General features: G+C 47.7%; 25 protein-coding genes. 19 read left to right on the forward strand and 6 right to left on the reverse strand.

The features are described from left to right. Window positions 1–19 precede the first annotated feature (19 nt). Window positions 20–514 (forward strand): hypothetical protein, encoded by a 495-nt coding sequence (locus ACJAYR_RS01675; RefSeq protein WP_415234992.1) that lies wholly within the window; start codon window positions 20–22, stop codon window positions 512–514. 257 nt (window positions 515–771) lie between these two features. Here ACJAYR_RS01675 and ACJAYR_RS01680 read toward each other — a convergent pair whose 3' ends face one another. Beyond that, window positions 772–1,086: a hypothetical protein gene (locus tag ACJAYR_RS01680; protein WP_415234993.1), complete on the reverse strand. Its 315-nt coding sequence runs from the start codon at window positions 1,084–1,086 to the stop codon at window positions 772–774. A 129-nt stretch (window positions 1,087–1,215) separates the two neighbouring features. Here ACJAYR_RS01680 and ACJAYR_RS01685 point away from each other — a divergent pair, with 129 nt between their 5' ends. Beyond that, the gene (locus tag ACJAYR_RS01685; RefSeq protein WP_415234994.1) at window positions 1,216–1,938 is read left to right on the forward strand and encodes a DUF6969 family protein; all 723 of its coding nucleotides are present in this window, start codon (window positions 1,216–1,218) and stop codon (window positions 1,936–1,938) included. Between the two features lie 42 nt (window positions 1,939–1,980). Here the strand turns inward: ACJAYR_RS01685 and ACJAYR_RS01690 are convergent, their stop codons facing one another. Beyond that, window positions 1,981–2,958, reverse strand: coding sequence for a patatin-like phospholipase family protein (locus tag ACJAYR_RS01690; protein ID WP_415234995.1), 978 nt, complete (start codon window positions 2,956–2,958; stop codon window positions 1,981–1,983). 567 nt (window positions 2,959–3,525) lie between these two features. Between ACJAYR_RS01690 and ACJAYR_RS01695 the strand changes: the two genes are divergently transcribed. The 3 genes from ACJAYR_RS01695 to ACJAYR_RS01705 all read left to right on the forward strand — a co-directional run bounded on the left by ACJAYR_RS01695 (window position 3,526) and on the right by ACJAYR_RS01705 (window position 7,011). After that, on the forward strand, window positions 3,526–4,719 hold the full coding sequence (locus ACJAYR_RS01695; protein ID WP_415234996.1) for a CaiB/BaiF CoA transferase family protein: 1,194 nt from the start codon (window positions 3,526–3,528) through the stop codon (window positions 4,717–4,719). Between the two features lie 80 nt (window positions 4,720–4,799). Then, complete coding sequence (locus ACJAYR_RS01700; RefSeq protein WP_415235110.1) at window positions 4,800–5,816, forward strand: lipid A deacylase LpxR family protein; 1,017 nt, start codon at window positions 4,800–4,802, stop codon at window positions 5,814–5,816. Between the two features lie 205 nt (window positions 5,817–6,021). Then, the gene (locus ACJAYR_RS01705; protein WP_415234997.1) at window positions 6,022–7,011 is read left to right on the forward strand and encodes an FAD-binding oxidoreductase; all 990 of its coding nucleotides are present in this window, start codon (window positions 6,022–6,024) and stop codon (window positions 7,009–7,011) included. 48 nt (window positions 7,012–7,059) lie between these two features. Here ACJAYR_RS01705 and ACJAYR_RS01710 read toward each other — a convergent pair whose 3' ends face one another. After that, window positions 7,060–7,710 carry a 2-hydroxychromene-2-carboxylate isomerase gene (locus ACJAYR_RS01710; RefSeq protein WP_415234998.1) on the reverse strand — a complete coding sequence of 217 codons (651 nt, stop codon included), beginning with the start codon at window positions 7,708–7,710 and terminating at the stop codon, window positions 7,060–7,062. A 72-nt stretch (window positions 7,711–7,782) separates the two neighbouring features. Continuing rightward, complete coding sequence (locus ACJAYR_RS01715; protein ID WP_415234999.1) at window positions 7,783–8,682, reverse strand: LysR family transcriptional regulator; 900 nt, start codon at window positions 8,680–8,682, stop codon at window positions 7,783–7,785. A gap of 195 nt (window positions 8,683–8,877) precedes the next feature. Here ACJAYR_RS01715 and ACJAYR_RS01720 point away from each other — a divergent pair, with 195 nt between their 5' ends. From ACJAYR_RS01720 to ACJAYR_RS01735, 4 genes are all read left to right on the forward strand, one after another. Beyond that, entirely contained in the window at window positions 8,878–10,023 is a 1,146-nt protein-coding gene (locus ACJAYR_RS01720) for an acyl-CoA dehydrogenase family protein (RefSeq protein ID WP_169544706.1), read from the forward strand. A 9-nt stretch (window positions 10,024–10,032) separates the two neighbouring features. Continuing rightward, window positions 10,033–10,506: a MaoC family dehydratase gene (locus ACJAYR_RS01725; RefSeq protein WP_415235000.1), complete on the forward strand. Its 474-nt coding sequence runs from the start codon at window positions 10,033–10,035 to the stop codon at window positions 10,504–10,506. Between the two features lie 390 nt (window positions 10,507–10,896). Next, window positions 10,897–11,568 carry a TetR/AcrR family transcriptional regulator gene (locus ACJAYR_RS01730; protein WP_415235001.1) on the forward strand — a complete coding sequence of 224 codons (672 nt, stop codon included), beginning with the start codon at window positions 10,897–10,899 and terminating at the stop codon, window positions 11,566–11,568. A gap of 47 nt (window positions 11,569–11,615) precedes the next feature. Next, the gene (locus ACJAYR_RS01735; RefSeq protein ID WP_415235002.1) at window positions 11,616–12,668 is read left to right on the forward strand and encodes a DUF2332 domain-containing protein; all 1,053 of its coding nucleotides are present in this window, start codon (window positions 11,616–11,618) and stop codon (window positions 12,666–12,668) included. Window positions 12,669–12,688: 20 nt separating this feature from the next. Here ACJAYR_RS01735 and ACJAYR_RS01740 read toward each other — a convergent pair whose 3' ends face one another. Then, a complete protein-coding gene (locus ACJAYR_RS01740) occupies window positions 12,689–13,087 on the reverse strand; it encodes an HIT domain-containing protein (protein WP_415235003.1) in 399 nt (132 codons plus the stop codon). A gap of 156 nt (window positions 13,088–13,243) precedes the next feature. Between ACJAYR_RS01740 and ACJAYR_RS01745 the strand changes: the two genes are divergently transcribed. The 7 genes from ACJAYR_RS01745 (at window position 13,244) to ACJAYR_RS01775 (ending at window position 20,920) form a co-directional block, all read left to right on the forward strand. After that, window positions 13,244–14,839, forward strand: coding sequence for a class I adenylate-forming enzyme family protein (locus ACJAYR_RS01745; RefSeq protein WP_415235004.1), 1,596 nt, complete (start codon window positions 13,244–13,246; stop codon window positions 14,837–14,839). Between the two features lie 130 nt (window positions 14,840–14,969). Then, complete coding sequence (locus ACJAYR_RS01750; RefSeq protein ID WP_415235005.1) at window positions 14,970–15,908, forward strand: methyltransferase domain-containing protein; 939 nt, start codon at window positions 14,970–14,972, stop codon at window positions 15,906–15,908. Between the two features lie 107 nt (window positions 15,909–16,015). Beyond that, window positions 16,016–16,141, forward strand: a complete 126-nt coding sequence (gene ykgO, locus ACJAYR_RS01755) for a type B 50S ribosomal protein L36 (protein ID WP_169544712.1) — start codon at window positions 16,016–16,018, stop codon at window positions 16,139–16,141. Between the two features lie 131 nt (window positions 16,142–16,272). Further along, window positions 16,273–17,766 carry an FAD-linked oxidase C-terminal domain-containing protein gene (locus tag ACJAYR_RS01760; RefSeq protein ID WP_219821675.1) on the forward strand — a complete coding sequence of 498 codons (1,494 nt, stop codon included), beginning with the start codon at window positions 16,273–16,275 and terminating at the stop codon, window positions 17,764–17,766. A gap of 3 nt (window positions 17,767–17,769) precedes the next feature. Next, window positions 17,770–19,002: an FAD-binding protein gene (locus ACJAYR_RS01765; RefSeq protein ID WP_415235006.1), complete on the forward strand. Its 1,233-nt coding sequence runs from the start codon at window positions 17,770–17,772 to the stop codon at window positions 19,000–19,002. Next, window positions 18,999–20,300: a glycolate oxidase subunit GlcF gene (glcF, locus tag ACJAYR_RS01770; protein ID WP_415235007.1), complete on the forward strand. Its 1,302-nt coding sequence runs from the start codon at window positions 18,999–19,001 to the stop codon at window positions 20,298–20,300. Before ACJAYR_RS01765 ends, glcF begins: the two co-directional genes overlap by 4 nt. A gap of 74 nt (window positions 20,301–20,374) precedes the next feature. After that, window positions 20,375–20,920: a tetratricopeptide repeat protein gene (locus ACJAYR_RS01775; protein ID WP_415235008.1), complete on the forward strand. Its 546-nt coding sequence runs from the start codon at window positions 20,375–20,377 to the stop codon at window positions 20,918–20,920. A 21-nt stretch (window positions 20,921–20,941) separates the two neighbouring features. Here the strand turns inward: ACJAYR_RS01775 and pyk are convergent, their stop codons facing one another. After that, window positions 20,942–22,375 (reverse strand): pyruvate kinase, encoded by a 1,434-nt coding sequence (gene pyk, locus ACJAYR_RS01780; RefSeq protein WP_415235009.1) that lies wholly within the window; start codon window positions 22,373–22,375, stop codon window positions 20,942–20,944. A 451-nt stretch (window positions 22,376–22,826) separates the two neighbouring features. On the opposite strand from pyk, the gene ACJAYR_RS01785 reads away from it, so the two are divergent. The 3 genes from ACJAYR_RS01785 (at window position 22,827) to ACJAYR_RS01795 (ending at window position 25,203) form a co-directional block, all read left to right on the forward strand. Next, window positions 22,827–23,186 carry a hypothetical protein gene (locus ACJAYR_RS01785; RefSeq protein ID WP_415235010.1) on the forward strand — a complete coding sequence of 120 codons (360 nt, stop codon included), beginning with the start codon at window positions 22,827–22,829 and terminating at the stop codon, window positions 23,184–23,186. A 95-nt stretch (window positions 23,187–23,281) separates the two neighbouring features. Then, entirely contained in the window at window positions 23,282–24,031 is a 750-nt protein-coding gene (locus ACJAYR_RS01790; RefSeq protein ID WP_415235011.1) for an N-formylglutamate amidohydrolase, read from the forward strand. A gap of 35 nt (window positions 24,032–24,066) precedes the next feature. Next, window positions 24,067–25,203 (forward strand): carboxylate-amine ligase, encoded by a 1,137-nt coding sequence (locus tag ACJAYR_RS01795; protein ID WP_415235111.1) that lies wholly within the window; start codon window positions 24,067–24,069, stop codon window positions 25,201–25,203. Window positions 25,204–25,208 lie beyond the last annotated feature (5 nt).

A 25,208-nucleotide genomic window follows, 5' to 3' on the forward strand; every position in this document is an offset into this window, starting at 1 on the left:
TTAAAAAGGGACGAGAACAATGAAATATAGAAAATTGATGATGCGGGGCGCAGTGGGCGTACTTCCGGTCGTTGGGATCATTTTGGGAGGCTCTATCACCGCCTCTGTCGCCGCCCCTCAGGTGATTGAATTAATGCAGGTTCCCTGTCAGTTTTTGGACGTTGAAAATGATCAGGGATATCTCTCTCAAAGTAAGGCGGACTGTGAGGCGATAAATCTTAAATCGGCAAAAGAAAGGGTTGCGAGTTCCAAGGTTCTCACCTTGAAACCGGGGGACTATATTTTTAGGGTTTCCAACAAAAATGTTCCTTATGAATTGGGGTTTTGGCTGCGTGAGGAAGATTATAACTGGGCAAACCCACTGCATAAACTGAACAAAATTAGTGTATCCGGTGGTGGTTTGGTGACCGGAGCAACCAAAGACTACAAAGTAACGTTAAAACCCGGCGACTATTTGTTTTCCTGTCCGCTGAACACAACGCCTGACTATAAGCTTGTCGTAAAGGATAACTGAGAATACACCCCTTTTTTCTTTTGAATGGCCCGGAATTCAAGACCTGAAAGACGGCTGGAATACATGTTTCCGGTGCTCTCAAACTGTCACAATTATGTGAAACAACGTTATTAGAGAGGGCGGCTTTCATCTGCCATAGTCAAATCCAGGAAATGAGAGAATTTATTCCAGTTCAATAAGGTAAATGATCGTTTTCTATTGTTTCTAGTTAAACGTTAGAGACGTTTTTATCCGCAGCATCCTGGGTATTCCGGGTTTCAGGCGGTCATCAGTCTACAGGTTTTATTCGAGGAAAAAGCAATGTTGAAAAAATCTCTTACAGTAACAGCAGTTGGTCTAACCGCCTTGTCTGCAGCAACAATCGTTGCGGCGCCAGCCGCTAAAGCAGTCTCGTTGGATGGCGTTGTCATTGCATCTTGCAGCCCTTGCAAAGCAAAGAAAAACCCATGCAACCCATGTGCGGCAAAGAACCCTTGTAATCCTTGTGCTGCAAAGAAAAATGCCTGCAATCCTTGCAACCCTTGTGCCGCCAAGAAAAACCCCTGTAATCCATGCAATCCATGTGCAGCCAAGAAAAACTAAGTACCCCTTTATTCTAAAAGAGCCGTTGTCATTAACGGTTTTTTCGGGGCACATTTGTCGCGCGGGCTGTTTTATAGCTCGCGTGATTGTTTGAGTAAGTTATTTGATTAGAGGTAACAATGTTGGATTGGGACAAATTGACGATACTTGAATTGGAAGAAATGGCGGAAGCCGGTCAATATGTTCTGAATTGTTACCGTGTCCTTGCAAAAACCAGTGATAATATTGTGGGGGAGTTGATCAAGGGGCACGACACATTCTATGAGATGGAGCATTACCCGCCCGGAGATGTTTTTGATCCGGAAACCCATTCGCAATATTATTATCATGCGCACAGAGATGGCGAGCATGGGCATTTCCATACTTTTTTAAGATCAGATGGTATGATGGCCGGCGAAGAGCCTGTTTCAGGGCAGTCGCATATGTCCTACATGGACGAACGGGATGATAACATTTGTCATTTGATAGCCGTTTCAATGGATAATAGAGGATTTCCGCTGTCTCTCTTTACCACAAATCGTTGGGTTACCGCTGAAAACTGGTATGCAGCCGAAGACGTTGTTGCTTTTGTTGACCGTTTTGAAATCGATGTCGCGCAACCTTCATGGCCTGTGAACATTTGGCTAACGGCGTTGATCCGGCTTTATAAACCGGTTATTCGGCAGTTAATCCTTGAACGTGATCAGAAAATTATTGAATGGCAGTCTACCTATCCTGAACGGGATGTTTTTGAAGATCGTGACCTTGAAGTGACATCGGAATTCAAAATTTCAGTGGAAGAATATCTGACTGAAATTGAAAACAGGTTGACCGAAAAACTCGGCAAGCAACTGGCCGGATAAAATCCGGCCAGGTATACTTGATTAACAGTGCAGCCCGGATTTTTAAGTCAGCAGATTTATCAGCTTTTCCAGTTCCTGTTTATTATCATCAATAATTGAACTTCCTTCTTTTTTGAGCGCCTGAATGTTGGCACTGTGGGCCGCGTCCATATCATCCAGTGCGTGGGTGAGATGTTTGTCAAAACGAAAATAGCGCTGTGAATTTTGTTTGCGTTTTCCGCCAAGGATCAAATCCAAATGAAAATCTGTTGCATCTGCTGTTCCGTCCATCATCACACTGATTATGGGCCGAACCCATCCTAAAGCGCCCCAGTCTTTTGCTTCGTCGAATGGAATTTTTCGCGTCGTAATTCCGGTTCCAAGCGATACCAGCAACATGTCAGAAGGATCCGCACCCTCAGAGACAGCTTCGGTATAGGCACACATGGCCGGATTATTGACAAAGACCCCGCCGTCAATGAGCGCGCGCTGTAATCCGGTGTCGGGTTCCGTCATGACCATTTCAGGTTCAAAGTAGGTGGGCGCTGCGCTTGTTGCTCGCGCGGCATCCTTTAAAAAATGGTTTCTTGTATCGGTCTTCAAGGCTTGACGGCTTTTAAAGAAGTAGGGTGCCCGGGCTTCGATATCATAGGACGTCAGAATTACGGGTTTTAGGCAGTCTTTCAGCGTCGTTGTTCCAAAATACCGATCAAGAAGGTTTTCCAAAGCTTCTTCATCATATTGTTCGTCTGTCATCCCCCCAGCCGAAACAATACCTTTCCAAAAACTTCGGCTGAATATTTCCGTGCCATGATCTTCATAAATCTTTAGAAGGTCAGTGGCCGAGTATTTTGGTTTTCCTGTGGCATCGGGAACAGTCGCGCCCGCCGCAAGGATCCCGCCTGTTGAGGTTCCGACGATTAGATCGAATAGATCTGCAATCGCTTTTCCGGATTCTGCTTCCAAATATTGTAGAAGGACTGCTGGAATAACGCCTCGAATTCCACCGCCGTCTATTGAGAGTATTTTGTACACGCTCATTCTCCTTAGTTATAGGGATACTAGGAAACCACAACGCAAACGCAATTATAGCACGATTTAGAAGATTAGGTTTGTTTGTTTTAGGGGATGTTGAGGATCATTGAGGTGGGTAGAGAGATGGGTTTTTATTCGTACACATTAAGAGATTTTGATTAGTTTATGAGGTGTTTTGTTGTAAAATGGCGGTAACTTGAGGAAAAATGTTGTTTATTGGTCGTTAATGCCCTTAAATACAGTTATCAGGGGTTGCTAGGGGCGGTGCCCATATGTGGGGATGGTTCCGCCTTGTCCGATTGAGAATGTGTTTGTCGAGTTCAGGTTTTATCTGCAATTTTTCGACCCAAGTCTCACCTCAGGACAGCGTCTGATGCAAAGTTCGTTTGTAACCCAGTGTTTTAAGCGAGCTAACTTAAAGGCTGATCGGTATTCCGGTCAGCTTTTTTTTGTGCCAGCCTATAACAAAAACGATGGTGTAATTCAGCTATTCCCTTGTGAAAGAGGGGGATTGTCTGGCAGACTTTCTCAATGATTTCCAAAGAATAAAAACAGAAATGGTACTGGAATAGAATGCCTAAACCGCTTGAAGATATAAAAGTCGTGGATCTCACCAATATGCTGATGGGACCCTATACAACTCAAATTTTGGGGGATATGGGGGCTGATGTCATAAAAGTTGAGGCGCCCGGGGGGGATCCGGTTCGATATATCGGTGCTGCAAGAAATTTAGGTATGGGAGCAATTTATCTTAACTGCAATCGGAGCAAGCGGAGTTTAGTCCTTGATCTGAAAACTGAAGAAGGGCACGCGGCAATATTACGTCTGATCGCAAAGTCAGACATCCTTGTTTATAATCGACGTCCTCAGGTCATGGAAAGGTTGGGTCTTTCTTATGAAACTGTCAGGCAGATCAATCCGTCTTTGATATATGCCGGGCTGTATGGCTATGGCCAGAACGGCCCCTATGCCAAAAAACCGGCGTTTGACGATTTGATACAGGGCGCGGTATCGATCCCGGCCTTGGCGCAGATGGCGGATGGCGGGGTACCGCGCTACGCCCCCTCAGCTATTGTTGATCGGGGGGTTGCGCTTTGGGCGGTGGGTCAAATCAACGCTGCTTTATATTACCGCAGCCGGACAGGGACAGGGCAAAAACTCGATCTGCCAATGTTTGAAATGATGGTCAGCTTCATATTGGCAGACCATATGGAAGGGGAGACTTTTCTGCCGCCTATTGGCACGCCAGGTTACAAGCGGATGCTCAATCCAGACCGGCGTCCTTATCCAACAAAAGACGGCTATATCTGCGCCATGATTTATACGGATCGCCATTGGCGGGATTTTTACAAAGCACTGGGAAAAGAAGCTGTGCTGGAGCAGGATCCGCGTTTTACCTCTATTACGACACGAACAGAACATATTGCTGAGATATATGCTGAGTTAGCGGCGCTTTTACAAACCAGAACGACAGACGAATGGATGGCACTGTTCGATCTGGCGGATGTTCCGGCAATGCCGATGAATAGTCCGGAAAGTCTGCTCGGTGATGTTCATCTTGCGCAAACAGGGTTTTTTATTGAACGTGAACACCCTTCTGAAGGTAAAATTCGAGATATGGCGGTTCCCGCTTTTTGGTCTGAAAGTCAGCCCGCACCGACGTGTCATGCCCCGTTGTTGGGGGAGCATAGTTTTGACGTCCTTACAGAAGTTGGATACGACATTGAGGCGCTTGAAAAAATGAAGGCTTCAGGGGTTGTTGAATAAATAAGTCATCACTATTTTTCTTTACTTCCAGGTGTCTTTAGACGCATCTAGGGGCAGCCTTTGAGAAATCAATTTTGAGTGTGACAGTTATGAAAGTCCTGTTTTTTTCCACATGCATTTATTTGCTCGCCTCAGGCGTTTCATGGGCAGAAGAGACGCTTGCGCAAAAAGAAGCTATCTTTACCGTTGTCGTGGAGAATGACTCGATTGGATATAAAGGTACGGACCAGAATTATACAAGTGGTATCCGGCTTGGTTATCTGGATACTGATTTCGAAATCCCGGAGATTGCGCATGTCGTTGCGGATTTCATACCGACCTTTAGTTTAAACGAGCAGACTGGATTGTTCTATTCGTTGGGTCAGAACCTTTATACGCCAAGCGAGATAACGGAACGTCCTCAGGACCCAGAAGATAGGCCCTGGGCAGCTCATTTGTATGCTTCCATGGGATTGGTGACCGTCACTGGAAATCACGTTGACGAGTTGGAGCTGTCCCTTGGTATCGTCGGATCTGCGGCGCTGGGAGAACAGTCTCAGAAATTTGTTCATAAATATGTCACGCCGTCTAGCCCAACCCCAAAAGGCTGGTCTAATCAGCTCAAGAATGAACCGGCCCTGCTTCTGGGGTGGCAGCGTCGATATACTGATCTGTTGTCCACCAATTTTTTGGGGTTCAAAGGCTCAGTCAGCCCGCATTTTGGCGCTACTCTTGGGAATGTTTATACTTTTGCGAATGCTGGCTTTACGGTAAAATTGTCTCCGGACGATGGTATTTCTCAGGATGCGCCGATCCGAGTGCGGCCAGGGCTTCCCGGCACGGGGTATTTTGATACGCCGACGGACACATGGAGCTGGTTTCTTTTTGCTGGCGTTGACGGGCGGGCGATCGCCCGGAACATTTTTCTCGACGGGAATAGTTTTACTGACTCTCATAGTGTTGATAAAAAGTACTTTGTTGCCGATTTGAATGCCGGGATTGCATTTACCTATGATCGATATCGACTAAGTTACACTGCAATTTACCGAACAAACGAATTTGACGGACAGAATGATCCATCCGTTTTTGGCGCCCTTTCATTCGGTGTTCGGTTTTAACTCGAAATAAAAAAGCCTGCTTTTTGGCCCCTCGAAAAAAGTGGAAGTCTTTTCTTTTTATTCGAGAAACCTAAGTTACTTGATGTAACTGATTTCAAACTATACTCAGCCGCACTACAAAAACAAAAAGCTATACTTTTAAACAAGTAAACAGACGTTGAGTTTTCTCCGTTTAAATTCCTGTTTTGAACAAGAGGGAGGGGAGATGCCTATTTTGAATTTTGATGGTCGTGCGTATGAAGGGCATGAAAAAGAAACCGTCTTAGATATATTGCTGAAAGCCGGTAAGGAAATATCGCATTCCTGTAAAACAGGGCGGTGTCAGGGATGTATTCTTCATTGTAAAGAGGGCGATTTGCTCCCCGTTTCCCAAAATGGATTGGGCGAAGAATTGACAAAAGAGGGGTATTTTTTGTCCTGTAAATGCCCATTGAGGCATAATCTCGAGGTGGCGTCGCCGGAAACACATACTTTTTTTCAGGAAGCAACGGTTGTCAAAAAACGGCAGTTTTCGGACACTATTTGCCAGATAACCCTGAAAGTTGACCCAGACTTTGAATTTCTCCCCGGCCAATTTGTTAATCTAGGGCGTCATGAAGGTGTTCTGAGAAGCTATACGCTCGCAGGATTGCCAACAGAGGCGGGCGTCATAGAGATACATGTAGAAAAGCGTCCAGCGGGTGAGCTAAGCAATTGGTTATATTCCGATTGTCGAGTTGGAGAAACGCTTCTTTTACAGGGACCGCATGGGCAATTTTATTATCGCCCCGATAGCCGGGATCAGAATTTATTGCTGTTGGGGAACGGTACCGGCTTGGCGTCTTTAATGGGCGTTTTGAAATCTGCAATATCGAACGGTCACAAGGGACATATAGCCCTTTACTACAATAGTGATCGGTTGACGGGTTTTTATATGCACCAAACGCTCAGGGAGCTTGAACAGAAATACGAAAGCTTTCATTATTTTCCCTGTTTTTCCAGTTTATATTTCCGGGAAGGGTTTCGTCAGGGGCGCGCAGATGAAGCTGCCTTTCGGGACTTTCCAAGCTTATCAGGATGGAAGGTATATGCGGCCGGATTTCCTTCAATGGTCTACACAGCCTGTTCTCGGGCACGGGCGGCTGGTGTCAAAGTAGAGGATATTTTTGAAGAGCCTTTTGAAATGAAGGATTTACGACGCACCCCAAGAATGTAAAACGTCCTTTATCCTAGGGTGTGACTACTTTCTTCTTTAAGGATGCTTTCAGAGATCCTTAAGCCCTGCTTGTTTCATCCGCCAAACGGCGAGATCTATCCTATCCTGACCAAAAAAGGGCTCGCCATCAAAAACAAGTGTTGGTACGCCCCAATGACCGGCTTCCTCCAATTCTTTCTGATGCTGGCTAATCTGGCGCTCCATATCTTGCTCCCTCGCTTGAATTTCAGCATCCATTTCAGACAGTGACAAGTCAGCTTTAGCAACAACGGGTGCCAGATTTTCGGGTAAGTGCCAGTCGGTTATTTCGCCGCCCCAAATTGCGTCTGAAACATGTTCAATAAACGCCATGCCTTTACCCAATTCGGCCGCAAGAACACCAAGTCGGGTTAGTCTGTATATATAGGGTTGCTCCTTCGATATGCTTCGGGTCTTATTATCCATCACGACAGGATCAGGCCTCGGCCAATGAAACGGCAATTCGCGGTATTGTGCAACCCTCGCACAGTCCCTCAGTAGATAGGCGATCCAGTTTGGATCAATCTTGGTAAAAAATTCGGGTGTACGAATCGCGATCGGGTAAACCGGTTTTACCAGAATATCGAGATCATATTGTTCGGTTAATTGCCGGTATTGTTTGGTCCCAAGATACGAATAAGGGCTGCGAAAAGAGTAATATAGGTGAGCCGTTAATGTCATGGTTTGATCCCTGTTTTTTTTGATTGAGGAAAAGATTAGGGGAGATCAGCAGAAATGACAATTTTCAAATAATCACGTTGCTGTGGGGAACGGACGGCAACATTCAATGAACGCTGTCAGCAAACTATTTTTGTGTCCCTGCTTGCAGGCAATGGCCATGTGGGTTTCAATCTCTTTGTCCGCACTTTCAAGATCCTTGTAAACAACACCGCTATGAACGGCCTGACGGACACATTGGGGAACTAATGCAATCCCGAGCCCCGCGGACACCAGACTGATTTGTGTCTGGATCTGGGATGCTGTTTGACTAATTCTGGGCGTGAAGCCAGCCTGATGGCAGGCATGCAAAACCAGAGCATGCAGATTTGGCGATGTTTGTAATGGAAACAGGATAAAGCCATCTTCTGAAAGGCTGTTTAATCGGATCGCCTGCTTGTCAGCCTGTGGGTGAGATTGTGGCATGACGACGATCAGCTTCTCCTGCCTGATTGTTGTGAGATCGAACAGGCCACGCCCAGCAACAGGAGGACGCAACAGGCCTGCGTCAATACTGCCTTTTGAAATGGCGTCTAACTGATCCACAGTGCTTAATTCTTCAAGCTCTACCTCAACATTGGGAAAAGTTTGACGAAATTGCCTGACAGTGTCTGGTAAGGCTTCATATATTGCAGAGCCAACAAAGCCTAAAGTCAGTCGTCCTGTTAGCCCCTGAGATGCCCGGCGGGTGTCTTCTGTCACCTGGTTCAGTTTTTCAAGAATTTCATAGGCGCCTTTTAAGAAGACCTCACCGGCTGGAGTTAAGGTAACGGATCGATTGGCACGGGTGAATAGTGTGACATTCAGGGTTTGCTCCAGCTTCTTTATGGAATGACTGAGCGGGGGCTGTGTCATATGCAGCCGTTCGGCCGCAATGCGAAAGTGTTTTTCTTCTGCGACTGCGATGAAGTGTTTGATTTGCCGGATATCTGTCATTTTATAATTGATACATATTATGTATCAAAATTAAAGTAATAATATATTGGATGAATAGAAAAAGCTTTGCCATACTTATAAAAAACAACAATAAAACAGGGCGAGGCGTTGCCTCAAACCTGTTTTCTCATATCATCAGAGAATAATGACACCGTTTTGGCGTCTATCAGGCATTTAGCAGCAAAGAAAAAACAAATGAACTTTGAACTTACTGAAGATCAACGGCAGGTCCAGGAATTGGTTCGTCGGGTGGCTCGCGAAAAAGTTGCGGCTCGCGCGAATGATATCGATAAAACGGCTGAATATCCTCAGGATATGTTTGATCTGTTGAAGAGCCTGGGTCTGTTCACCTTGCCGTTTCCTGAAGAATATGGCGGTACGGAGGATTCTGTTTCATGTTGTCTGGCGATCGAGGAACTGGGCCGAGTTTGTTACAACACAGCCTATCTTTTACTGGTTCAATGGTTGCCGTTCGGCGCGATTTTGGCCGGCGGGTCAAAGGAGCAAAAAGATAAATATCTGACGGGCCTCGCTAGCGGAGACTTGCGCGGCGCATTTTCAACAACAGAACCACAAAGTGGATCAGATGTCGCGGGAATTAAAACCCGCGCCGTTCCAACAGAGGGCGGGTATGTCATCAATGGTGCAAAAATTTGGTGTACGAATGCAGAAGTATCCGATTTTGTCCTTGTTGCGGCGAAAGTAGGAGAGGCTTCGGGCACTGGTTCTATTAACATGTTCATTATTGATCGGGACACGCCGGGTTTCACAATCGGGGAAAAAGAAGACAAGATGGGGGCCCGGGGGGTTCCATCAAACTCTTTGTTCTTGGAAGATGTTTTCGTTCCTGATAGTGCCCGATTGGGACCAGAAGGAAAAGGCTTCAAGATTGTTATGGAGGCGTTCAATAAATCGCGCCCCTATATTGGCGCGCGGGCGGTTGGATTGGCGCAAGGCGCAATCGATCATACCAAGGACTTCATCAAGCAAAGACGCGCCTTCGGTCAGCAAGTCTCTGACTTTCAGGGGGTGAGATGGATGATTGCGGATATGGAAACCCAGACAGAGGCTTCCCGGTTGATGGTTTATAAAGCGGCCGCGATGGTCAATGCTGGCGTGCGTGGCAATGAACTGGCTGGAATGGCGGCCATGTCTAAGCTGTTCGCAACCGATACGGCCATGACCGTTGCAGAAAATGCGGTTCAGCTTTTCGGAGCCGCGGGCATTTCCTCAGAATACCCCATTGGCCGGTATTTCAGAGACGCCAAAGTTCTTAAAATCGTCGAAGGTACTAATCAGATACAACGTAATATTATCGGTAAGCTGGCGCTTGCCGATTAAGGGGGAAATGTGGAAACAGTAGGGCTGGGATTTTACTATGAAGATTTACCGCTGGGCCGACAATTCAAAACAATCGGCAGAACTGTAACAGAAGCCGATATTGTAAACTTCATCAACACAACCGGTATGCAGGAGGTGTTGTTCATGGATCTGGAGTTTCTGGAGCATTCTTCTGACATCAAGGGACGGGTCGCACCTGGGGCACTTGCGTATACTTTTGCTGAAGGGTTACTCGTACAATCGACCATGCAGCATACAGGATACGCGTTTCTGAATATGGAACTTAATGTCGAAAATCCGGTTTTTGCAGGGGATACTCTTCATGTGGAATGCGAGGTGATCGAAGCGCGATTGACTAGTAAACCCGGTCGGGGCCTTGTTCGAACGCGCAATAAAATTGTCAAGCAGGATGGTACTGTCGCAATTATCTACACGCCATTAAGAATGATCAAATGTCGGGATGATAGCCTTGTGAAAGACTAGCGGATTGCCTTGAAATGCGATTTTTGCAGAAAGCCAGAATAATAAAAGCCCCGCCATTTGTGTGGGGCTTTTTTGTTGGTCATGTCGGACAGCTGTGATTGGCCGCAAATGCCGATGTGGACCAGTCATAAAAAACGGATTTTAAAGCGGATAATTTGGGATAGAAGGGAAGAGGTGGGGGATTGCGTCACACACTTAGCACCGACTGTTTCCCCCTTATTCTTATTATTGAAAATCACACTATCATTCATGAATGAATGTATCAATAAAAAAATGACAAATTGTCAATAACCGAGTGTGTTTTCCCGAAGTGATTGATTTTAAGCCATTTTCTAGATATTCTCCCGTAAATAAAAACTGAGCTTCATGAATAAGGGAGCTGGAGACAGAATGGTGAATAAGGAAAATGGATTGGGTGATCCCGTCCAGCAGGGTGAGGCCGGGCCCATCATTGACCGCAAAACCCAGCAACAGCGTAGGGAAGAAACGCGGGCCAAGTTAATTGATGCCGCCATCCATCTTATTCAAAGTGACGGTTGCGCAAATTTGACGACAACACGGGTGGCGAAAGCGGCGGGCCTGACAAGAGGGGCTATCCAGTATCACTTTTCGAGCCCAAAAGATTTGTTACAGGAAGTCATTGTCACCATCGTGCAGAAATTAAACGTGTTGGTTGCGCAAACTGATTTAAGTCACCTTGGCAAATCAGAACGACTGGATCGACTGATTGATCACTATTGGGCAGGGTATAAAAGCGATATCTATGTTGTTTTTCTGGAAATCGCAGTTCAGGGGCATCGCGATACGGCCCTGAAAAAAAGCATTGAGGAAGGCATTGCTCGGTTGGATGAAGAACGTGACGAATACTGGCTAGGGTTCTTCTCAGATTACAGCGAGAGTAGGGACGAAATACTGGATTGGCGAACGGTTTTGCTTGTTTTACTGCGGGGACTTGCTGTTAAAAAAATGTTCTCCGGTCCGCACGAAAATATCGATGATCATTACGCCCGATTGAAAGAAATGTTTCAGTCCTATGTCTCAGGAGGGCCCAGACCCTTTTAATAGGACGTGTGTTGTGGATACTAGCCAATTTGATAAAAGGGGGGCCTATGTCCGAACAACCAATTCTAACAGCATTTCGTGTGCAGGCAAAAGCCTGCGAAAGTTTAGGATCTCCCTTTATGGCGCGGCTGTGCCTGTTGCTGGCGGAGAATTTTCCTGCAGAAGGGGCTGTTTGGCGTCATATCGCCAATTGGCCGGGAGATGTCTCACCATACGGCGAGTCTGTTCCCTTGCGGTTGACAGGGGCATTGCATGCGCTGGTTTTGTCGGACCGGCTTCCTGCGTTACGGTCGGTCTATCCTCCCAATGATCAAAGCATTCGTGATGACCGGCTGCTGGATGCTGTTTTGGGCGCGGTTGAGCAGGAGGAAGAATTTGTCCTTCAGTTTCTAAAAAATGCCCCGCAGACTAACGAGGTCAAACGTGCCGGAATACTGTTTCCCGGATTTCAATATATCGCAGAGCAAACCAATTTGGTGGATTTTACGACCTCCGAATTAGGGGCAAGTGCGGGTCTAAATTTATTTTGGGATAAATTCAGGTACAATTTAAAGGGGACCTTATGGGGAAGCGAGCAAGCGCCGGTCCTGCAGGAGCCAGAGTGGAAAGGCTCGGTGCCAGCCATGCTTCCACTCCGTGTTTTGGAGAGGGCTGGATGCGACCTCAATCCTCTCGATATTGATCAGGCGGACGAGTGTCTTCGGTTGTTGTCCTATATTTGGGCGGATCAACCGGACCGAATTGCGAAAACCAGATCTGCGATCGATTTTGCAAAAACTCAGCCAGAACGCGTTATAAAGCAGAGTGCGATCAAATGGCTTGCCGGGCGGCTTGCCCAGCAGGGCGAAAACAGGGTTCACGTAGTCTACCATACAATCGCATGGCAGTATTTTACCAAGGCAGACCAAGTTGCAGGTGAGCGCCTCATGCAGGAGGCCGGGCAATTGGCACGTATCGATAGCCCCTTGGCGTGGTTACGGTTGGAGGCGGACGGGGAAACGCCTGGCGCTGCTCTCTCTGTCACACTTTGGCCCGGAGGAGAGACAAAAATGTTAGCCAGAGCTGACTTTCATGGTCGCTGGATTAACTGGCTTATTTAATTTAATCGGTTTAAATTAAATTAAAGGTGTTTTTTTATGAGCGCTATTCTATCTTCTTTTTCCTGCGGATCATAGGAGAGCCCCTCTCCAACACCCCAAACCGGCCCGGGCCAGGCCGGGTCTTTCGCATGGCGCCCAATAATATGAATGTGGAGTTGCGGAACGATGTTCCCCAATGCTCCAATATTTAATTTTTCAGGTTTAAAGCAAGTTTCCAACAGGGTTGAGATCTGACGAATTTCATTGCATAGGGCAGAGTAGTTTGCGGACGGCAAGTGGTGCATTTCACGAACATCATTAATGTGCGGTACAAGAATAAGCCATGGATAGCGGGCATCATTCATCAAATACAGGCCGCAGACCTCCAGCGTTTGGATGTGGGTGGTATCTGCTTGCAATCTTGGGTGCAGTTTAAACATGGTCTCTCCAGCACGCGCATTTTACCGTGCCCGTTTGCATTTCCTGATGAACAGGTTATCTTACAAAAAAAATTAAAAAGACAGGCGAAAATAAGACGGCCAGAAAAACCAATCAACAGCCGACCCATTTCTTAGATAGACCGGAGAATAATAAAAATGAGCGCAAAGCCAGCTGCACATAATAAGCTTTTTAACGATATGGATGAAGCGGAGGGCTTTGTCTCTTATCCCGAGCGGATCAGAAAAATTGCCAACGCCTTCCCGGATCGGATTGCGCTTAAGACAGATGGTGTGTCCCGGACATGGGCAGAGTTGATGCCGCGGATCAACCAGATATCAAATTTGTTGAAAGAGCGTGGTTACCAGCAGGGGGACAAGGTTGCTGTGCTAGCCAAAAGCAGCACGGAATATGTCGAAGTCTTTTTAGGAACTTTGCAGGCAGGAATGTGTTTGGTCCCGCTTTCCGGAATGGCATCCTCAGTGCAGTTGGAGGGAATGATCCGCGATTGCGGGGCAAAAATGATCTTTATCTCCGAAGGCACTAAAAGCCTTTTGGAGCCGGTTCTGACAAATCTGGATCATCTTAAAAAAGCTGATCGCATCGCGTTTGATTTCGAAAGCCCGGACTGGACATCGTATGAGTCTCTTCTGGAAGGCGTCTCGACAGCAGAGCATATTCAGGAAATTTCACCTCAGGACCCGTTCAACCTTATATACAGTTCGGGCACAACGGGGGTGCCTAAGGGAATTGAACAAAGCCATTATATGCGCAACCAGCATACCGTACGCTTTGAAGCGCTGGGGGTGGGCAGTGAAACGGTCACACTCTCCTCAACGGCGCTTTACTCCAATACGACTTTGGTTGTCTTTCTTCCAACATTGGCATTGGGTGGCAAGGTGATCTTGATGTCCAAGTTCAATGCAGAAGAGTTCCTACAATTGGCAGAGGCGGAAAAAGTAACGCATACCATGCTTGTGCCGGTTCAATATCAACGAATTCTGGCGCGTGAAGACTTCGATAACTACGATCTTAGCCATTTTCAGGTTAAATTTTCTACATCCGCGCCGCTCCGCGAAAATGTGAAAGCTGACGCGCTTAAACGGTGGCCAGGAAAACTGATTGAAATATATGGTCTGACCGAAGGCGGCATCGGCACCGTGCTTTCGGCCACAGAATTCCCGGATAAGCTGGCCTCGGTTGGAAAGCCGGGAGAAGGGGTGGATCTTCGCATTATTAATGAAGAGGGGGTAGAAGTACCCGTCGGGGATATTGGTGAAATTGTCGGGCGATCCGATGCGATGATGACCGGTTATTATAACCGTCCGGATCTGACAGAGGCTATGCTTTGGACATCACCGGAAGGCGATGTTTTCTTTAAAAGTGGTGATATGGGACGGTTTGATAGCGATGGGTTCCTGTTCCTGCTGGACCGGAAAAAGGACATGATCATCTCTGGCGGCTTTAATATATATGCGGCAGATATCGAGGCGGAGTTAATTGGTCATCCCGATGTTGCTGATGTCGCCGTTATTGGTATTCCCAGTGAAGAATGGGGGGAGACGCCCTTGGCTTTGGTCGTCCCTAAAGAGGGTTCGGCGGCAAACGAGAAGGAGATTAGGGAGTGGGTCAATTCTCGTTTAGGTAAAACACAGAGAATACAAGGGGTTGCCTTTCGGAACGACTTGCCCAGAAGCACAATCGGTAAGGTCCTGAAAAGAGAGTTACGCGACGAATATAAGGACTTTATTTAGATCTAAAGACGTGTAAATTAGATTTACACATGGTTAACATATTTCTGTCAAACTTTGGCAATGAAAGCTGTAACCACTTTGAGTCAGGAGCTTTTTAGCTGATTTGGGGCAAGAAGGCTAAGGTTGAAGTATGAGTGCTGAGCAAAGCAGTGCGACAGAGGGGATTGACGGCAAATTACCTTTTTCTAAGAAGCTTAAGCTTTGGTGGGAAGGGTATGAGCTCAAACCTGTCGTAAAAACGATCGAAGTTGAAGATGAGGCGCCTCCCGAGAACGAAGGGCCTCCGACGGTAAAAGGCTGGGCAGTCAGCCGGCAACGGTCTGTTGTCACTCTTTTCGGAGATGGCATGACGCGGTGCATTCCTGATGCTGTGAAGACACGATTGACAACACCCATGGGACTGAACAAAACCATGAGCGTTGCTGAAATCGGGTCTGGTCTTGGTGGTTTTTCTCATTGGGTCGTCGATCAGCACGAAGCATATGTGGATGCTTACGAGTCAGATCCTGAGCTATACGAAGCCTCACGTGAAATGACGAAAATGGCGGGTCTAACGCGCTATATCAAATATATCCACTGTGACTTCGAGGATTTTCAGCCCAAATTGAAGTCTGCCAATGTCGCATATTCTTCTGAGGCGCTGTTTTGTGTGAAGAATAAACAGGACTGCTTTAATCAAATCCATGCAATGATGAAACCGGAAGGTCAGTTTATGATGTCCGATTACATGCTGGATGGGGCATCTTTGGATGATCCTGCGTTAAAAGAATGGATGGCCAACGAGCCTATTCCACCGCAACTGATTGATGTTCAGCAGATTCGGAAAATGCTGACGACAGCAGGTTTTGAGGTCAGTATTGCTGAAGATACAACGGATGAATACAAGGCAAATGTCTTGAAAGCGTTTTCTGATTACGCCCAACAAACAAGCCGCGGCGCTAAAAGTGGTCATTTACATGACTGGGTGCTGAAGGAAGGGGAGTTGTGGACGTCCAGGGTTAAGGCCATGGAGGCAGGCGTACTCAAGGTTTTCCGCATTTATGCGAGGGTTCCAAGAGAGATTATCTGATCCTTTTATAAAAGCTAAGAAAATCCCTATTTGGTCATTGACAGAGTGTTGGCTGGACAGTATGGTCCGGCCTTCAAATTCAGAATAGTTTTTTTGGGGTCTGTACCATGAAAGTCATTAACTCGCTCAAGTCCGCGAAGAAGCGTCATCGCGATTGCCGCGTTGTCCGCCGCAAAGGACGCGTTTATGTGATTAATAAGACCAATCCACGCTTCAAGGCGCGTCAGGGCTAACTCGTTAGTTTTGGCGGAAATTCATACGAATTTCTGAATGGTGAAAAAAGCCGCGCTGTTTGTCAGTCGCGGTTTTTTTGTGTCTGAATCACGTCTATAGTATCTTCACTGATAAAATGGGAGCAGGTCACATGGTCAAAATGCCGAAACCGGATCCGCAGGTATTGCAGAAACGAGATTACCTTGTCGCAAAACTCCGTGAGATTGTTGGCAATCCCGAAGGCGTTATCGATGAAGAAGCCGGGTTGCGGGCATTTGAATGCGACGGTCTAAGTGCCTATCGTCAGCTTCCGATGATTGCCGTTCTGCCTGAAACCAAAGATGAAATTGCCGAAATTCTGAAATTTTGCGCGGCGGAAAAAGTAAATGTTGTCCCGCGTGGGGCTGGCACCTCTCTTTCTGGAGGCGCGCTGCCTTTGGCCGATGGTGTCCTGTTGGGGCTTGGAAAATTTAACCGCATTGTTGACGTGGATTATGACAACCGTTGTGCGGTGGTTCAGCCGGGTGTGACCAACCTTGCGATTACCGACGCGGTGAAAGCAGATGGGTTCTATTATGCTCCGGATCCGTCAAGTCAGATCGCCTGTACAATTGGCGGTAATATTGCTGAAAATTCTGGTGGGGTGCATTGCCTGAAATACGGGCTCACGACCAATAACGTTCTGGGCGTTGAGATGATTACCATGGATGGGGACATCATTCAATTTGGCGGAAAGCATCTTGACTCAGAAGGGTATGATCTGATGGGGGTCATTACGGGCTCGGAAGGCCTACTGGGTGTTATTACCGAGGTGACCGTCCGTTTGCTTCGCAGTCCCGAAAATATCTCGGCCCAGCTTATTGGTTTTCCATCCAGCGAGCAGGCAGGTGACTGCGTCGGCAAGATTATTGGTGCAGGCATTATTCCAGCCGGCATGGAAATGATGGATCGATATGCAATTCACGCAGCCGAGGAATTTTGCCACGCAGGTTATCCGCTCGATGTTGAAGCATTATTGATTGTGGAGCTGGACGGCCCGCAAGTAGAAATTGACCATCACAATGCTGACATCAACAAAATTGCAAAAGCGTGTGGGGCGACTGTCATAAAACAAAGCCAGTCCGAAGAAGAACGGATGACATTTTGGGCCGGGCGAAAAGCCGCCTTTCCCGCTGTTGGCCGAATTTCGCCAGATTATATGTGCATGGATGGCACAATTCCGCGAGGACAGCTTCCGAAAGTTTTGGCACGAATGAACGAGCTTTCTGAACATTACGGACTGCGGGTTGCAAATGTGTTTCATGCTGGCGACGGAAATCTGCATCCATTGATCCTGTTTGATGCCAATATCCCTGGTGATCTGGAGAAATGTGAAGCGTTTGGCGCAGATATTTTGAAGCTTTGCGTCGAAGTTGGCGGTGTCCTGACCGGAGAACATGGGGTTGGAATTGAAAAGCGCGATCTGATGGGTGAAATGTTCACAGAAGAAGATCTCAAACAGCAGCAGCGTTTGAAATGTGCGTTCGACCCGGATGGGCGGCTTAATCCCGGTAAAGTCTTTCCGATTTTACATCGCTGTGCCGAGCTTGGGAAAATGCATGTTCATAACGGTGAACTTCCGTTTCCCGATTTACCAAGGTTTTGATCCATGGAAAAGATTGACATTACACAGGAAGAGCAGCTTCCAGAGGTTTTAAAGTGGGCGTTGGCCGGCAACAAGTCTTTTGCAGTGCAGGGCAATGGCAGTAAATCAGAATTGGGCCGCCCCCTGCAAACGGATTGCATTCTGAGCATGTCTTCATTGCAGGGCGTCGAAATGCACGAACCTGCTGAATTGGTCATGCAGGCCAAAACGGGAACCCGTCTGTCAGACATTCAGGCAATATTGAAGCAAGCTGGTCAGAAATTGGCGTTTACCCCGCCTGATCTTGGCCCCCTTTTGGGAGCAGAGGCCGGCGCATCAACGATCGGGGGCGTGTTTGGCTGTAACCTATCCGGATCCAGCCGAATAAAAGCAGGGGCTGCCCGTGATCATTTGCTTGGCGTCAAAGGATTTTCTGGGCGCGGCGAAGCGTTTCAGACAGGAAGCCGTGTGATGAAGAATGTGACAGGCTATGATCTTTGTAAGCTTGTTTGTGGTAGCTATGGCACTATTGCCTTGTATACCAGCCTTACTTTTAAGGTCCTGCCGGATGCGGAGAAGAAACGAACCGTTTTGATCTTTGGTTTAACGCCCGACGAGGCTGTCAGGGTGATGAAGGATGCCATGTCATCCGTGCATGATGTTTCTGCGGCGTCTTACTTACCAGAACAGATTGCAGGGACCTGCGATATTTCCCATGTGACGGATGCTCAAAGGTCAGTCACAGCGTTGCTTGTCGAAGGTCCGGCACCCTCTGCAGAATTTAGGTGTACAGCGTTATTGGAAGAATGCGCGAACGGTGCAGAAACCGGTGAATTGCACGGACATAATTCTGAAGTCTTCTGGTCTTTTGTCGGTGACGTGAAGCCTTTCGTTAAAGAACAGAGTCGTTCTGTATGGCGTGTTTCATTGCCACCGGCAAGCGCTCCTCTTTTTGTTCAGCATTTAAGTGAATTCTTGCTGGAGGCCCAATATTATATGGATTGGGCGGGCGGTCTGGTTTGGGTCAGTGTTCCCGCTGATAAAGAACGGGCCGGTGTTGACATTATCCGAAGTTCTTTGCTGGATGGCGGGCATGCCACGCTTGTTCGGGCGGATAAGACATTGAGACAGGATGTCTCGCCGTTTCACCCTCAAAATAAGGTTTTGGCACAAATGTCAGAACGGGTTCGCCGGGGTTTTGACCCCAAAGGGATTTTTAATCCGGGACGGATGTACCCGATCGGAGATGTGACATGAAAACTGACTTCAGTATCGCGCAGCTCGCAGATCCCAAATTTGCAGAATCAAACGATATCCTGCGTAAATGTGTTCATTGCGGTTTCTGCACGGCAACTTGTCCGACCTATACAGAGCTTGGGGATGAGCGGGACAGTCCACGTGGCCGTATTTATATGATCCAGCAAATGCTGGAAAGTGGCGCCCCGGCACAAAAAGAAACCGTCCTGCATGTTGATCGCTGCCTTTCTTGCCTGTCCTGTATGACAACCTGTCCGTCTGGTGTCGATTACATGCATCTTGTGGATCATGCACGCCAGTATATTGACGATACATACGAGCGTCCGGTGTTCGACAGGATGTTGAGAAAAGTTCTGAGCATCATTCTTCCGAGCCCGACCCTCTTTCGTATATCGTTGGTCGGTGCCATGTTGGCCCGTCCTTTTAAAAATCTGTTTAGAGGACGCTTGCGTGCAATGCTGGACATGGCGCCAGCCTCAATTCCCGGACCTTCCGGATTAGATGGAATGGTCCGTCACACACCCAAGCAATCACCCTCGGGTCAGCGTGTCATTCTAATGACCGGTTGCGCGCAGAAGGTTTTATCCCCTGATATCAATGATGCGACGATCCGGCTGCTGACCAGACTGGGTGTTGAGGTGATCATTCCAAAGAAGGCCGGATGTTGTGGCGCTTTACCTCTTCATATGGGTCAGGAAGATCCTGCTCAGACCTATGCCAAAAAGAATATTCTGGCCTGGTATGAGGAAATGGAAAAAGGAACCCTGGATGCCATTTTGATCAATACATCCGGCTGCGGTACAACGGTTAAAGACTATGGTCATCTTTTCCAGCATGATGAAGAAATGGCAGAAAAAGCCCAAGCGGTAGCGGATATTGCGAAGGATATCTCGGAATATCTCGTGACCCTCGACATAGAACCAAGCGTGCCGTTGAGCGGAGTTAAGGTCGCGTATCATTCAGCTTGCTCATTGCAGCATGGGCAACGGGTAATTGACCCACCCAAACAGTTGCTTCAAGCGGCAGGTTTTGACGTTGCGCCAATCCCGGAATCTCACATCTGTTGCGGATCTGCGGGTACCTATAATCTGCTGCAACCAGAGTTATCAAGCCGTTTGAAAGACCGAAAAGTTCGAAATATTGCATCTGTCTCGCCTGATATTGTCGCGGCTGGAAATATCGGGTGTATCGCCCAGATTGGGAGCGGTATGAATATTCCGGTGCTGCACACGGTCCAGCTGCTGGACTGGGCAACGGGTGGGCCGAAGCCGGAGGTCCTTGAAAAACACGCTCACTAAAATGTGGTTGATTTTGGTGAAGTAGGACTGCCCAAAATAGAATACTGCTCTATATTCAAAATATGAACAGGATATTGAAGCTTTTAACAGTGATTTTTGCTGTCTTTTTATTCGGCAGCGTGGCGTCAGCCCGTCAGGATGATGAACGTCTGGATCGCTTGTTTGATGAACTAACGGAAACTAAAGACGCGGTAAAAGCCCAAGCGATCGAGCGTGTGATCTGGAATATCTGGATGCGCTCAGGCAGTGATACAATTGATCTGCTTATGATCCAGGGGCTTAAGGATATGGCGGCTGGCGCCTATCAAAAGGCAAATATGTCTTTTACGATGATCATCGACATGGACCCCGAATTCGCAGAGGCATGGAATAAGCGGGCGACTGTTCGATTTTTGGTCGGTGACCTAAACGGATCTTTGGAAGATGTTGCCCGGGTTCTGGAACTGGAACCCCGTCATTTTGGAGCCTTTGCAGGCCTTGGTCAGATTTTCGAAATAAGGAATGCACCTGAACAGGCACTTTCTGCATTTGAGAAGGCATTGCGGATAAACCCGCATATGCCCTCTATTCGGCGAAAGCTAAAAATTCTGAAACATGAACATGAAGGGCAAAAAATTTAGCCAGTCCTCTGTTTTCTGTTTTTATTTTGCTAAAGGTTTTTCTCCAACCCAGGCAATTCGCAGGATATTTGTTGACCCTGGGGTGCCGAAGGGGACGCCCGCCATAATAACAATACGATCTCCAGGCCGGGCGAACCCTTCCTGAAAACAGGTATTACACGCCCGTTCAACCATATCTGAGAAATTTTTTGCATCACTTGTGTGAACGCAGTGAAGGCCCCACGCGAGAGCGAGCTTGCGTGCCGTTGGTAACGCTGGCGTCAATGCCAGAACAGGGGTGCTGCCCCGTTCGCGTGACGCCCGCAAGGCTGTTGAACCGGATGTTGTATAAGTGACAATGGCCGTGGCGCCGATGGTGCTCGCAACCTGCGAGGCAGCGGCACTGATGGCGTCGGCTGTAGTCGCTTCGAGCGGGCCATGCTTGGCATCCATCATCTTACTATAGTTCGGGTCTTTTTCGGTTTGGACCGCAATGTCACTCATCATGGTGACGGCCTCAATGGGATATTCTCCAGCGGCGCTTTCAGCAGACAACATGACGGCATCAGCTCCATCATAGATCGCATTGGCAACGTCGGTTGCCTCTGCGCGTGTGGGCACGGGAGAGGAGATCATGCTTTCCAGCATTTGAGTAGCGACAACAACCGGTTTGCCAGAATTCTTGGCTGCATTAATGATTTTCTTCTGAACCGCAGGTACTTCAGGCAGGGGAATTTCGACACCCAGATCACCGCGCGCGACCATAACAGCATCTGCCAGCTCAATAATTCCTTCCAGATGTTCAACTGCGGCTGGTTTTTCAATTTTGGCCATGACCGCGGCGCGCCCTGCGACTATTTTCTTGATTTCGGCAATGTCCTCTGGCCGCTGGACAAAACTAAGGGCGATCCAGTCTACACCCAATTCCAGTGCATAATCCAGGTCGCGCCTATCTTTGTCTGTAAGCGGGGACATGTTGACAATGGCGTTTGGAATATTGACGCCCTTACGGTCAGAGAGTTTTCCGCCGATTAAAACCTCGCATTGTGCATGGGTTTCAGATGCTTCAGTAACACCGAGTTTCAATTTGCCATCATCAAGGAGCAGTATGGTTCCTTTTTCGAGCGACGACATGACCCTTTTATGAGGAAGGCAGACCCGTTCAGAATTGCCTGCGGCTTCATCAAGATCGAGGCGAAAGGTTTGCCCTTTTTCGAGAAGGACTTTGCCGTCCTCAAAGGTACCAACCCGGATCTTGGGGCCTTGTAAATCTGCCAAAATGCCAATGGGACGCCCTTCGGTTTGTTCCAGATTTCTAATAATGTCGTAGCGTGATTTGTGATCTTGCGGCTCCCCGTGACTGAAGTTAAGCCGAAAGACGTCTGCCCCTGCTAGGTGAAGAGCTTTGACAGTTTTTTCATCCGAACTGGCGGGGCCAAGGGTGGCAACAATTTTGGTTTTTCTGAGTCTGCGCATGCCAATATTTCTTATGGTTTATAGAATTGTTGGAATAAAGAAATCACACTTACTTAATATGCTGGATATGGTGCTGAAAATGTAAAAACACCAATAGCTTGTTGAAGATAGGACACTAACATCCTCTGTCCCTAGAGAAAAGGTAAATATATTTGTTTTAATTTCGTTTTATTTTCATTTTTGCCAAAACGAAAACAAAAATTGGCGAGATAGCCTCGCTTTTACCAATCTGTTTTTTTTCTTTCTTCAACTTCACCTTCCCCGCTTTTCGTTAAGAAAAATTTAACTGCGTATCTGGCAAAACAAAATCTAAGCAATAAAATCAAGACATCACAGACGGATTCGCATGGGGCACCCAGGATCATTTCAAGTTACTTTTGAACGGGCTATATATTCAGTCGCAGATGGCATTGGCTTTCTGGTGGGAGAAATGCGCGTGAGAGTAGGGCCTATGGCAAAGCGCACTTTCCGTCAGGCGTTCCGGCAGAAAATACGGTTTTCTGGCTTGCATAAATCTGTTTTAAGCGGACATCGGTCCCATAAACCCCGTCAGTTTTCTGCTTTTTCTAAGAAAGAGCCCAACATTTCAGTACGCTTGGTTGATCCCGCCGAGTTGGCGCCCAAAAAGTATAATTATGCATGGGCAGTGGCCCGCATGGATGAGCTTTCCCAAACGGGAATGTCTGATCCAGTTGCTTATTTTAACAATGAAATGGCGGACTGGTGGTTAGCGCCAGATGGTATGATGGAAGACGAGGCGGATTTTGCCGGGATCGCGCGTGCAATCGAGGAACGCTGGGATCAGGATTAATGCCTGATTGCGGCCTGCACAAATCAATTTCTTTTCTTTGAGTACAGAATATGGGATATGATGGTTTTTTAAATTAATCGCCATATACTCAATCTATGTCTGACCCGTTTTCTACCACTCATGAAGAGAGTTCATCTCCGATATTGTTGATTGCTGACCATGCAAGCCGGCACATCCCTGAGGCCTATAATCTATTGGGCATTGAGGACCCCGCGTTGCTTCGGCGGCATGTCGCCTGGGATATCGGAATTGAGGATGTCACCCGACGAATGAGCGATAAACTTGAGGCGTCAGCGATTTATTCCGGCTTTTCCCGCCTTTTGATAGATCCCAATCGCTATCCAGATGATCCTGCGAGTATGCCCGTTGAGAGTGATGGGGTGCGGGTTCCGGCGAATGTAGGTCTGACAGCAGTTCAAAAGGCGGAAAGGGTGGCAGGCTACTTTGAACCCTATCACAATAAACTCCGTCAAATGCTGGATCGGAAAGTCGCGGATCACAAGCAGCCGATCGTTTTATCCATGCATTCCTTTACACCGGTCATGAACGATTTTGAAAGACCATGGCATGTGGGGATTTTATGGGATCAGGATGAGCGGCTGGCGCGGCCCTTGCTGGAAATTTTCCGTAAAAACCCGACATTGGTGGTTGGGGACAATGAACCTTATTCAGCGAAGCAGCCGTTCGGCTATACAATGAATGAGCATGGTACCAAGCGGGACATTCCCCATGTTGTAATTGAGATCCGGCAGGATTTAATTGATACGCATCATGGCGCGGAACAATGGTCCAGCCTTATGGTTGATGCTGTCCTCCAGTTGCAAAAAAGGCTTGCGGTTTCCTGACAGGAAACAGCGTCAGATAAGAGGTTTTAATGACAGTGAAAGAGCCCGGCTTCACCATCGGTATCGAAGAAGAATATTTGCTTGTTGATCCTGAAACCCGGGATCTGGCGATCGATCCGCCAGCAGAAATTCTGGTTGAGTGTCAAAAGCGGTTGCCTGATCATCAGGTGACGCCAGAATTCTTGCGTTCTCAGTTGGAGATCGGAACACGGGTATGTTCCAATATCACAGAAGCCCGTGACGCGTTGGGAGAGCTGAGATCAACCGTTTCAAAAGTGGTGGAAAGCTATGACTTAAAGCTTATGGCGGCGTCTACCCATCCTTTCGCGGATTGGCATTTGCTGAAACATACGGCGAAAGAGCGGTATGACGTAATTGCACAAGATTTGCAGGCGGTTGTCAGACGCCTGATGATTTGTGGGATGCATGTACATTGTGGTATTGAGGATCAGGAACTGCGGATCGATTTGATGAACCAAGTTTCTTATTTTCTGCCTCACTTGCTTGCGCTCAGCACCTCTTCGCCTTTTTGGCGAGGGGAAGTGAGCGGTCTAAAATCCTACCGGCTTAGTGTCTTCGACAGCCTTCCGCGAACAGGTGTTCCGGATCGGTTTGATAGTTACGGTGAATTTGAACGGCTTGTCAGCACCATGGTTGAAGCTGGTTCTATTGAAGATGGGTCTAAGATCTGGTGGGATTTGCGGCCGTCGTCCAAATTCCCAACTTTGGAAATGCGCATGACCGATGTCTGTTCATTGGTCGAGGACACGCTTTGCATCGCGGCTTTGTATTCTTCCTTGTTGCGTATGCTCTATCGGCTACGCCGGAAAAATCAGCGCTGGCGTATCTATCCTGCGACGTTGGTTGCAGAAAATCGTTGGTTGGCCCAGCGATTTGGCGTGGAGGGCAGTCTGATTGATCTGGGGATACCGGGGCAGGTAAAAACCAGTGAACTGATCGAAGAAATTATCGAGTTGGTTCGTGAAGACGCCGAAGCACTTGGTTGTTTGAACGAAGTTCTGCACGCTCGAACGATCCTGTCGCGGGGAACGTCTGCGGAACGCCAATTGGCGACGTATCATCAAGCGCGTAAAGATGGTATGGAAAACCGAAAAGCGTTAAATGCTGTTGTGGATCAGGTCTTGCAAGAGACGACAACAGGCCTAAACTGAGAGCA

The sequence above is a fragment of the Sneathiella sp. genome (assembly GCF_047631475.1).
GTDB lineage: Bacteria > Pseudomonadota > Alphaproteobacteria > Sneathiellales > Sneathiellaceae > Sneathiella.